We start from the raw sequence: 11625 nt of genomic DNA on the forward strand, positions 1-11625 counted from the left end.
TTTTCACTCTATCTCCATCAACCGTTTCGCCTCAAAATACAACACTTGAATAAATTTTTTCGTATTAATTCGCGTATGTCCAGAAGTTGCTACTTCTTCCTTTGTCATTTCTGTCATCCGTTTTCTAACTACAGTGAAATCAAAAAATTTCGGAGCATAACTTTCAAATTTTGGATTTGAAAAGTCTGTTAATCCAAGGGAAGCTAAGTGATTTAACGATTGATAAATCGCTCTACGTACCCTTTGTTCAGATGCTTTTCTCTCCTTATCTATATCTGCATCTGAAGCTATATTCTCTAATTTTCTTATAGTTATATGATGAAAGATATCTTTTAGCGCAGGAAATCCAAATTCAAACGTTTGCTCTTTTTCTTGCCCATATAAATATTCCAACATACTAAGTAAATCTTTACTTCCATTCTCTCCCGCGATACCGAGTTCTGATAATAAATAGCGTCCTGAATCCGTTATTTTTTTCCCTTCTTGCATTGGCTCATTTCGAACTTGCGGCTGTTCCCACTTGAAAACGTTATTCAATGATTTTTGAATATCATATATAGAGCGCTCTAAACGAATACGTTCCATCACTTTCCGTACAACAGATATAACCTCAATTTTATTTAATGGTTTTGTAATATAATATTCCACACCAAGTGTATAGGCCTCACCTATAAGCTGCTTCGATTCAACTTGAGAAATCATAATAATTTTCCCAGTAAAAGAGGATGCGATATGGCGAACTGTTTCAATGCCGTCTCGCATTGGCATTAATAAATCAATAAATAAAATATCTACTTTTTTAAAATTTAGTTGATCTGCTTCAATAAAAGCCCCGTCTTCCGATTCTCCAATTACTTCCCCAAGATCGCCATCTTCAATAATTTGTGAAAGCATGGAGCGGAAAACTTCATCATCATCTACGATATAATAAAACAAACCTATTCCCCTTCCTGCTTTAAACTGCACTCCGGTAAACAAACGATAAACTTACACCCTTTTTCAGTTTCATTGTCTTCTAACCTTACTTCTCCGCCGAGCTCTGTTACCATTTCGTGTATGTAAGAAAGTCCAATACCTGTTGACGGTGTTCCCGTTTGATCATACTTGGAAGTAAACCCGGGCTTAAATACTAATTTCTTATACTTTTGTGCAATACCAGGTCCATCATCAATTACTTCAAAGATTACATGTTGATCTCGTTTATATAACTGAATAAGAATGAGACCTCTATCTTCAATTGCTTCTACTGCATTCGCAACTAAGTTATTAAAAATTGATAGCACTGTATACACGTGATATGCAGCGTGTTCACCTTCTATATGTTTAGAAAAACGTATATCTTTACCTAGCATTTCAGCATACTTTTCATTTATTCTTACAATCATTTCTGCAAGTTCATGACCTTCTACATACTCAGCCACATTTTTATCTAATAGCAGTTTAGATAATCCTGCAAAAATTCTTTGATTATCCTTTTTTATTTCGTGCACTTCTCCTGCTATTTTCAATGCTGTTTTACTACTGGAATCACCGTTCGCTTGTAAGTTTCGATATAGTTGATATGCTTCTTGTGTAATCAACTCTGCATTTTGTAACGTTTTTTTCAAGTGAACAGATTCAACATATAAATTTGAAAGGTGCATGAACATTTTTTCATTTTCTTTTCGGACTTGTGACTCTTTTAATTTCGTTTCATATAAAATCATCATATTTAAAAAGCCAAGTGCAAAGAAACTACGGAAAATAGCAATAATGATAAGTTTATTTACTTCAGAAACTGTTATCGTTGTACCGAGCACGACCATATGATAAATCGCTAGTTCTGACATACTTGCGATAATTTCAATTGTAATTCCAAGGCATCCAATAACGATTGGTTTCTGATGAAACTTATTTACCCTACAAAGTGAAAAAAGACTTCCATAAATAAAATAATAAAAGAACACAGGATAACGCAAATAAAATGATTCTGTCATATGAAATGAACCTTGCATAACCCAGTCAAGACATACGCGGAATAAGACCACAGATATACCAACAAGAATACCTGCAGCCGCTGCTGGTATTCTTCTTAAAAATAGTAATAAAAAGAAGAAAAGCGGTGTCCCAAAGCTAACACGAAACATATCATTAAAAGGATGAAAATTAAGCTCTCCAGCAATCGGAACAACTACCATTAATATAATTAAAAGGGATATATCTTTCTTCCATAACTGATTCCAATTCAAAGGTGCCACTTCCTATACTTTTTTCGGCAATAAAAGTGAAAGCCCGCTTATTTTTATAAACGGGCTTTATTTCTATATTCTAACCTTTTCTACCGCTTTTATTTGGCGATACTCTGGCTCCCAGATTGCTTCTTTCACTGCAATCTTAATATCGTTATCACTTAAGTTCTCTCTAGCTACACCTTCTGCAACAGCAACTTTCGCTACTTCAATTGCAACCATTTCCGAGATATTACGTAACTCTTCAACTTCTGGCAAAATAGGTGCTCCTGGCTGACTTGTGTCTACCATGCTTGCAACCGCTTCAGCAGCTGCTGCGAACATTCCATCAGTCATGACGCTTGCACGTACCACAATTGTTCCAAGACCAAGCCCTGGGAAAATAAGTGCATTATTTGATTGTCCAATCACATACGTTACACCGTTATATGTAACTGGTTCAAATGGACTTCCTGTTGCAACTAATGCTCTTCCTTCTGTCCACTCAATTAAATCTACTGGTTTTGCTTCAGCAAGTGGCGTCGGATTCGACATTGGTAAAATAATTGGTCTTTCAACGTGAGAAGCCATTTCTTTAATAATTTCTTCTTTAAACGCGCCTGCAACAGTTGATGTACCGATTAAAATTGTCGGTTTTACATGTTTTACAACTTCAGCAAGTCCGATCACATCATTTTGTTTCCACTCACTTACTTCCGCTTCTTTTCTTGCATACGGCATTTGGAAATCAAGAAGATCTTCCATATTATCTGTAACTAACCCGTTACGGTCGATACACCAGAAACGATTATGAGATTCTTCGTCTGATAAGCCGACGCGGACCATTGCATCTCTTACTTGGTCTGCGATACCGATTCCAGCTGTACCAGCACCAAATACAACAACGCGGTGTTCACTTAATGGTACACCAGAAGCTTTCACTGCCGATAATACTGCAGCAAGTGAAACTGCACCTGTACCTTGAATATCATCATTAAATGTACAAACGTCATGACGATATTTATCTAAAATTTTTCGTGCATTTCGAGAACTGAAGTCTTCCCAATGTAAAAGCGCTTTCGGGAACTTATTGCCTACTGCTTGTACAAATGTATCAATAAATTCATCGTAAGCTTCACCAGTTACACGTGGATGACGATTTCCAATATAAAATGGATTGTTTAATAGTTCCTCACGATTTGTACCTACATCTAAAATTACTGGTAACACGCGACTAGGATCGATTCCAACTGCGGCCGTATATACAGCTAGCTTTCCAATCGCGATGTTAATACCACCAACACCCCAGTCACCAATTCCTAATATACCTTCTCCATCTGTTACAACAACTAAATCAATATTCTCAGCTGTTGCACCGATATTTACAAATGCTTCTTCAATACCTGAAGGATCATTAACTGATAAATAAACACCGCGTGGTTTACGATATTCATGGCTATATCTTTGAATTGCTACACCAACAGTAGGTGTATATACGATTGGTAACATTTCACGTAAATGATTTGTTAAAATACGATAAAATAACACTTCATTTCGATCATGTAACGCTGTTAAGTATACATTCTTTAATAAATCATCCGGCTGAGAACAGAATTGCTCATACGCTCTACGTGCTTGTTCATCTAGCGTTAAAACTGCTGGCGGTAATAACCCTTTTAAACCTAATTCTTCTCTTTCTTCTTGCGTGAAAGCTACCCCTTTATTTAAAAGTGGTGTTGATAATACTTCTACTCCTCTTAATGTCGTTTCTAATGAACCATTAGAAGCCACTGTAAACTTACTCATAACATCCCTACCTCTATTCATATATAGCATTTCTATATTGTAAACAAAAAAGAGGGGATTGTCCCCCTCTTCTTTTAATTTTTCTTTAAAAGAGTTGCTCCTGCAATCCCTGGGTGTGTCATTTCGAATGGATCTAGAATTAACTCTAATTCTTCTTGTGACAATACACCATTTTTCACACATAGTTCTCGAACGGATTGCCCTGTCGCAATTGCTTCTTTCGCAACGCGAGCTGCTGCTTCATAGCCGATATGAGGGTTCACGGCTGTAATAATTCCTACACTCTTCTCAACATACTCTTTTAAGCGATCTTCATTTGCTTCAATTCCTTTTAAGCAATTATCTGTAAAGGCACGGAAACCGTTATTCATAATGCTAATAGATTGAAGTAAGTTGAAAACAAGTACTGGTTCCATAACATTTAATTCTAATTGTCCTGCTTCTGAAGCAAGGCAAATTGTATGGTCGTTACCAATTACTTGGAACGCAATTTGATTAATTACTTCTGGCATAACAGGATTTACTTTCCCTGGCATAATTGATGAACCTGGTTGACGAGCTGGTAGCATAATTTCCGCTAAACCAACACGTGGACCTGATGCCATTAAGCGAAGGTCATTCGCAATTTTAGACATATTCATCATACATACTTTAAGTGCTGCTGATACTTCTGTATATGCATCCGTATTTTGCGTTGCATCTACTAAGTCTTCTGCACCAACAAGTGGTAATTCACTAATTGCAGCTAAATGTTTTACAACTGCTTCAATATATTCTGGATCTGCATTTAAGCCTGTACCAACTGCAGTTGCTCCCATATTTACTTCATATAGATGTTGACGTGATTGCTTGATACGTTTCATATCACGTTCAAGTACGCGAGAGTACGCTTTAAATTCTTGTCCAAGACGAATTGGCACAGCGTCTTGTAAATGTGTACGACCCATTTTAATAACATGGTCGAACTGTTCTGCTTTTAATTCAAATACATCATGCATATAACCCATCGTTTGTAATAAGCCTTCTAATGCATTTAATGTTGCAATATGAATCGCTGTTGGGAATGCATCGTTCGTTGATTGCGCCATGTTTACATGACTATTTGGACTAATATAATGATAGTCTCCCTTTTCCATTCCTAATAATTCAAGAGCACGATTGGCCATGACTTCATTTGCATTCATGTTCATTGAAGTACCTGCTCCGCCTTGAATTGGATCTACGATGAAATGATCATGCCATTTTCCATCAAGAATTTCTTGAGCTGCTTCTGCGATCGCGCCGCCCTTATTCAATTCCAATCTTCCTACATCTGTATTAGCAAGTGCTGCAGCTTTCTTTACAATTGCGAACGCTTTAATTAAACCTTCATGAATTTTGTATCCTGTAATTGGGAAGTTTTCAACTGCACGCATTGTTTGTACGCCGTAGTATGCATAGTTTGGTACTTCTTTTTCACCTAAAAAATCTTTTTCAATTCGAACACCATTTTTAACTTCAGTTAATGTTGCCATGATTATTCACTCCTTAACGATTTCTTATGCTGCTTTTGTTTCTTTGACTGTTTCTACATATTGTTTTGCTTTCTCATTATCGAATTCGCCTTCCCACTTCGACATAACAATGGCCGCTAATGCATTTCCTAACACATTGACAGATGAGCGAATCATATCTAAAATGCGGTCAATTCCCGCAATTAACGCGATACCTTCTAGTGGTAACCCCATTGAACCTAACGTTGCTAATACAACAACGAATGATGCACCTGGAACTCCCGCCATACCCTTGGATGTTAACATGAGAACGAATAATAACGTGATTTGCTCTGTCAGCGACATGTGCACACCGTACATTTGTGCAACAAACAATGCCGCTAAAGCTTGATAAATAGCCGATCCAGTCAAGTTAAATGTATAACCTGTCGGAATTACGAAAGAGGCAACTGCCTTTGGACAACCGAACTCTTCCATTTTTCTCATTATATTAGGTAAAACAGCTTCTGAACTTGCTGTCGTAAATGAAAGAATAAGTTCTTCTTTTAAAATTTTCATTAATGTAAAAATGTTTACTCCAACCATTCGTGCATTAATACCTAATACAATCACAACGAATAGTATAACAGTTACGTATACAGCTAGCACTAGTTTTCCTAAAGGAAGTAGTGTCGCTACACCAAATTTTGCAACCGTAACAGCAATTAATGCGAATACACCAAATGGTGCGAATTTCATCACTTGATTTGTAACCCAAAACATTGCTTCGAGTACACCTTCAAAAAAGTTAAAAACAGGCTTTCCCTTTTCACCGATTGCTGCAACTCCTAAACCGAATAGTACTGAGAAGAATATAATCGGTAATAAGTCACCTTGTGTAATAGACTCAAATATATTTTTCGGTACAATATGAACAATCGTTTCTGCAAAGCCTTTCTTCTCTGTAGCATCTGCTGTTTGTTTATAAGAAGAAATATCACTTTGCTGTAAATTACTCATATCAACGCCAGTACCTGGTTGGAATATATTCGCTGCAAGTAATCCCATTAAAATAGCAATTGTCGTAATAATTTCGAAATAAAGAATTGTTTTCCCGCCTAGTTTCCCAAGCTTTTTCATATCTCCTACACCAGCTACCGCAACAATTAATGCTGAAATAACAATCGGTACTACAATCATCTTAATTAAATGAATAAATATATCCCCAACTGGTGTGATATAAGAAATCGCCGTTTTATTGCCATAAAAGATTGCCCCTACTACAATCCCTAAAACAAGTGCGACAAAAATTTGTGTTGCCAATCCGAATTTTTTCATTTATGTTCATCCCCTTTTATGCGAACGCTTTCATTTAGTATTTATAAAAGCTTACTCACACATCATATAGGCGAACCTACAAAATCATACAAAAACCTACAAGTTCGTCACAAAAAATTCAAATATTTTTCTCCAATTTTTCATTGACACCATTTTGTTAAAAAGCGATAAAATATACTTGATAAGTAATCAGATTGTTTTGTATAATCAAAAAGATATACACTTACAATAAATCGAAATGAAAAGGAGTGGATGTTATGAAAAATTATGTACAGAAATTCAGCCTATCTTCTTCTTTTCTTTTTCATTTTCTCAGTAAGGAACAAGGGCATTCGCCTTTGTTCCTTTTTTATTGCCATTTATATAGGGGGAATTGTTATGAAACCATATAAACGCGTCTTAATTAAACTAAGCGGTGGCGCGCTTGCTGATCAATCAGGAAATAGCTTTAACTCCAAACGGTTAGAACATATCGCAAACGAAATAATATCCATTATTGACCTAGATATCGAAGTATCCATTGTCATCGGCGGCGGTAACATTTTCAGAGGTCATCTAGCTGAAGAATGGGGAATTGATCGTGTAGAAGCTGATAATATCGGTACACTAGGTACGATTATTAACAGCTTAATGCTTCGCGGCGTTTTAACAAGTAAAACAGATAGAGAAGTACGCGTTATGACTTCCATCCCTTTTAATGCAGTAGCTGAACCATATATTCGCTTACGTGCAGTACATCATTTAGATAACGGTTATGTTGTCATATTCGGTGGTGGTAACGGGCAACCATTCGTTACAACAGATTATCCAAGTGTACAAAGAGCCATTGAAATGAATAGCGACGCCATTTTAGTCGCAAAACAAGGAGTCGACGGCGTCTTTACAAGTGATCCGAAACATAATAAATCAGCGAAAATGTATCGAAAACTGAACTATAACGATGTTGTTAGGCAAAACATACAAGTAATGGATCAAGCGGCTTTATTGCTTGCTCGAGATTATAATTTACCGGCACACGTCTTTAACTTTGATGAGCCTGGCGTTATGAAAAGAATTTGTTTAGGTGAACATGTTGGGACATTGATTAATGATGATATTTCGATGCTTGTGCATGAAAAATAGTATTTTCCATTAACAAAGGGTGCCTTTTATAGACACCCTTTGTTCGTTAATCATCACAAATAAAAATCAACCCATCCAACTACTTTCTCTTTACAACGCTCCCAGAAAGATAAGTTGTCAAAAAATGTTTCTGTCATCTCTTTCGAATCACCAATGTCTTGCGTTAACGCCTCATTCACTTGCGCTATGATAGGTCCACCATGAATATACAAATTCATCTCATCATTTATATAGAAGCTACGTGCAGTTATGTTCGTTGTACCGATAACAGTTAATTCATTATCAATAAGCATTAACTTTCCATGAAACATCCCTTTTTTATAACCATACACAGTAATCCCGTTTTTAACAGCTTGACGGATATAAGGATATGCCGCCTCTTTAATAAGAGGTATATCCGGTTTATATGACCAAAGTATTTTCACTGTAACACCACGTTTTTGCGCCGCAATTAAAGCATTCATTAACTCTTTATTCTTCGCTATAAAATAAGGCGTTGTAATTACGATTGAATGTTTCGCTTGTTTGATTAACTCTATATACTTTTCAGCGACGTGGTGACCATTGTAACTAGTCATCGTATGTACTGTGTTCCCTTTACTGGCTTTATTCGTACTTCTCTTTATATCTTCTTTCGTATCTCGCTTCCAATCTAAAGCAAATTGTTCCTCTAAATCTTTTGCTCCTTCTCCTCTTATCCTTACATGATAGTCACGCCAATATCCAAATCGCTTATCTTTCCCTAAGTACTCATCTCCTATATTAAAACCACCTGTATATCCAATCTCCCCATCCATCGTCGTAATACGCCGATGATTACGATGGTGAAGTGAATAAAATCCGAATGGCAATTCAGGTTTTCTACTATATGTAAAATGTACACCACTTTCCCGCAATTCATTTTTCATCTTTCTTTCAAATGATAAATCATTAATGCGATCAACCGATAAATAGACGTTTACTCCTTCTTTCGCCTTCTCTTTTAATAAGTTTAAAAAAGTATGGCTACTTTTATCATCCGACAAAATAAAAAAATACGTGTAAATAGACTGCTTCGCTTCTCTTATATCAGTAAATAATTGTTTATAAAACGACTTCCCTTCTACATATAATTGAAAGTCACTATAATGAGGTGCATACTCTGTCGGCATATTTTTCCCAGCTTCCATTTTCCTGCCTACAGTAACATCGATATGCATCCAAATTAAAATAAAAACGAAAATAGCAATAATAATAGAAGTAACTCGCAATATCTTTTTAATCATTTTGATTTCCTTCCGCTCATATTACTTACTATTTCGTAGTGTTTCATTAAATTATTTTTTCATACGAAATGTATTTCTTACTTTTAATTACGAATATAAAAAAGGCGTGGCATTACGCCACACCTTTTTTCATTAAACAAAATTCCTCGCATCATTATTTCTTCCAAACTTATAAATAGCAATTAAGAAGAATGCTATCGCGAAAGCGAATAAAATTAAAATATTTAAATACAAATCTGAAATTGGAATTCCTTGTTGTAGTTTTGATACTGTGTCTAATAGCCATCTCTGCGGAAGAAAATCAGCTACTTTTTGTACCGCTTTTGGCATAATGTCATACGGAAAATAGCATCCAGCGAGTAAACATGTCGGTACAATGATCATATTTTGCAGTGCATTTGCCGATGCTGAGTTTTTCGAAAAAGCGACAAGGACTAACGATATTCCAATCGCTATTAACGCAAATAGCATGAGTACACCAATCATCACTACGAAAGGCATATTGATATTTATATGAAAAACATTCGTTAAGAATAAGATTGTAATCAGAATTTGTACTGTTAATAGCATCATATTTACCCCGACATTAGATAATATAAATTTCTTCCCATCTATCGGCGTTGATAAGAGTCTAAAATACGTTCTATTTTCTTTTTCTTTTAAAATATAACCTGATAAGTTCGCTGCTGAAAATAGCATAAACATAATAAGGTAACCCATCGTTTGGTTTGTCATATCTTTATTTTTCGAAGTATCTTCTAGCGTCTCAGTTTTCATTTTAATTGAACCTTTTTGATATCCTGCGTACATATTATCAAATGTACTTTGCTCTGTTCCTGCTACTTTACTAATCGCAGCGATATTATCAACATAATTGTATAAATATGATTTTATAAATCCTGTTACTTGATCACCTTTAATCGATGAAATTTCAATATGAGCTGGTTTCCCTTCTCGAACACTTTTTGAAAAACCAGAATCTAATGTAATAACTCCATCAAGTTTTTTGGAAGTGAGTTTATCTTCTACTTCAGATTCTTTAATTTTACTTACCTTTACATGATTTAATCCTTCTAAAAATTTCACCGTATCATTTGCTATAGATTGATTTTCTTTATTTATAACCCCGATATTTAACGTCCCTTGCCCCACATTCCCATACATTGAGAAAGAGATTAGCGTTCCGATTATCGGCAAACTAATAATAATGAATAACCCTTTTTTATTTTTCAAAAGTACAGATAACGTTTTTTGTATGAGCCATAAAATATCTTTCATACTATAGCCCCTCCCGTCTACGTAATGCAATAATTGCAATTAATAAAAAGAGTGCCGAAATGCCAAGATTTAAACATATTACCGGCAGTGCTGCTCCTACATCATTTGCATAAATAATTTTCATAATAGCTGTGTTTGCCCACGTTAATGGTGATAAATTCGTAACAAAATTTTCTTCTATTACGAAATATGCACCACCAAAAATAGATGCTAATTGCACAATAACCATAATAATCGCTCTAGATGATTCCGGTGTTTTTGTAATATATCCGATTCCTAAACCGAAGCTAATTGCTAGGAAGATTTGTGTTAATAAAATAAGAAATATGATTCCAAGATGGTCGCCCCAATTCGCTTGAAAAACAAATTTACTAAATAACATGACGAGTAATATGCACAGAGCATTTGCTACTAGGCTACCAAGTACTTTTCCAATGAATATTTCAGCCTTACTGATAGGTGCAGCAATGAGACGATCTCCTGTTTTACGTATTCGTTCTCCTCGAATTAAAGAACTCGCTCCCATCGCAGCATATAGTGCAATCATCGTTGTCATTACAACCGCGTAGTAATCCATAGAACCTGGTTTTTTCGCAGCTTGTAAAGATGTTTCTTTTATATAATCATTATGATTTCCGCTTGAAAAAACTGTGCTCACCTTACTAGGATCTACTTTTGCAACTTCGGCCGCTACATTGTACTTATCAACAAATGTTGTAAGCATGCCTTCCACAATACTTCCCTCAACACTACTTTTGTCACTTCCGTAAAATTTTGCACCATCTTTATTTAACTCTACATAAGCAGCATATTTATTTTGCTTCACTTCTTCTTTCCCATCTATACTGCCGGAAGCTTTTTTAAAATGAATACCCGATTTATCGACTTCTTTCGTAAATGCTTCGAACGATTGAGAAAATGTGCTACTCGCTTCATCTTTGTAGAGCACTTGTATATCTTTAATTGCTTGACTATCGCTATCAAATGCATTCGTTAACGCTGTTCCTAACACAAGCATAAGTACAATCGGAAATGCTAACATAAAAACTAAAGTTCTTACGTCCCTGAAATCTCTTTTAATATGCATAACTGCAATATTGAAGATGTTCAATTGATGAACCTCCCTTTACCTTTTCT

9 protein-coding genes are annotated in these 11625 nt (G+C 35.6%); 1 reads left to right on the top strand and 8 read right to left on the bottom strand.

Translation table 11 applies throughout. The features are described from left to right. Positions 1-3: 3 nt before the first annotated feature. From Q3V31_RS02445 to Q3V31_RS02465, 5 genes are all read right to left on the bottom strand, one after another. Complete coding sequence (locus Q3V31_RS02445) at positions 4-936, bottom strand: response regulator (RefSeq protein WP_000500306.1); 933 nt, start codon at positions 934-936, stop codon at positions 4-6. A 2-nt stretch (positions 937-938) separates the two neighbouring features. Beyond that, entirely contained in the window at positions 939-2237 is a 1299-nt protein-coding gene (locus Q3V31_RS02450; protein WP_097871801.1) for a sensor histidine kinase, read from the bottom strand. 63 nt (positions 2238-2300) lie between these two features. After that, complete coding sequence (malS, locus tag Q3V31_RS02455) at positions 2301-4013, bottom strand: oxaloacetate-decarboxylating malate dehydrogenase (RefSeq protein ID WP_141435199.1); 1713 nt, start codon at positions 4011-4013, stop codon at positions 2301-2303. Between the two features lie 74 nt (positions 4014-4087). Then, on the bottom strand, positions 4088-5527 hold the full coding sequence (aspA, locus tag Q3V31_RS02460) for an aspartate ammonia-lyase (protein WP_097871799.1): 1440 nt from the start codon (positions 5525-5527) through the stop codon (positions 4088-4090). Positions 5528-5551: 24 nt separating this feature from the next. Further along, complete coding sequence (locus Q3V31_RS02465) at positions 5552-6823, bottom strand: cation:dicarboxylate symporter family transporter (RefSeq protein WP_016129103.1); 1272 nt, start codon at positions 6821-6823, stop codon at positions 5552-5554. Between the two features lie 378 nt (positions 6824-7201). Between Q3V31_RS02465 and pyrH the strand changes: the two genes are divergently transcribed. Then, on the top strand, positions 7202-7945 hold the full coding sequence (gene pyrH, locus Q3V31_RS02470; protein ID WP_329762067.1) for a UMP kinase: 744 nt from the start codon (positions 7202-7204) through the stop codon (positions 7943-7945). 53 nt (positions 7946-7998) lie between these two features. Here pyrH and cls read toward each other — a convergent pair whose 3' ends face one another. From cls to Q3V31_RS02485, 3 genes are all read right to left on the bottom strand, one after another. Further along, positions 7999-9210 carry a cardiolipin synthase gene (cls, locus tag Q3V31_RS02475; protein ID WP_000591928.1) on the bottom strand — a complete coding sequence of 404 codons (1212 nt, stop codon included), beginning with the start codon at positions 9208-9210 and terminating at the stop codon, positions 7999-8001. Between the two features lie 132 nt (positions 9211-9342). Further along, positions 9343-10488 carry an ABC transporter permease gene (locus Q3V31_RS02480; protein ID WP_000651866.1) on the bottom strand — a complete coding sequence of 382 codons (1146 nt, stop codon included), beginning with the start codon at positions 10486-10488 and terminating at the stop codon, positions 9343-9345. 1 nt (position 10489) lies between these two features. Beyond that, the gene (locus Q3V31_RS02485) at positions 10490-11599 is read right to left on the bottom strand and encodes an ABC transporter permease (protein ID WP_016129102.1); all 1110 of its coding nucleotides are present in this window, start codon (positions 11597-11599) and stop codon (positions 10490-10492) included. Positions 11600-11625 lie beyond the last annotated feature (26 nt).

Source organism: Bacillus nitratireducens, from assembly GCF_036320425.1.
GTDB lineage: Bacteria > Bacillota > Bacilli > Bacillales > Bacillaceae_G > Bacillus_A > Bacillus_A nitratireducens.

Excerpts from the sequence above, each read along its gene's own strand:
- malS (WP_141435199.1), bottom strand. The coding sequence starts at position 4,013 with ATGAGTAAGTTTACAGTGGCTTCTAATGGTTCATTAGAAACGACATTA.
- aspA (WP_097871799.1), bottom strand. The coding sequence starts at position 5,527 with ATGGCAACATTAACTGAAGTTAAAAATGGTGTTCGAATTGAAAAAGAT.
- Q3V31_RS02465 (WP_016129103.1), bottom strand. The coding sequence starts at position 6,823 with ATGAAAAAATTCGGATTGGCAACACAAATTTTTGTCGCACTTGTTTTA.
- pyrH (WP_329762067.1), top strand. The coding sequence starts at position 7,202 with ATGAAACCATATAAACGCGTCTTAATTAAACTAAGCGGTGGCGCGCTT.
- cls (WP_000591928.1), bottom strand. The coding sequence starts at position 9,210 with ATGATTAAAAAGATATTGCGAGTTACTTCTATTATTATTGCTATTTTC.
- Q3V31_RS02480 (WP_000651866.1), bottom strand. The coding sequence starts at position 10,488 with ATGAAAGATATTTTATGGCTCATACAAAAAACGTTATCTGTACTTTTG.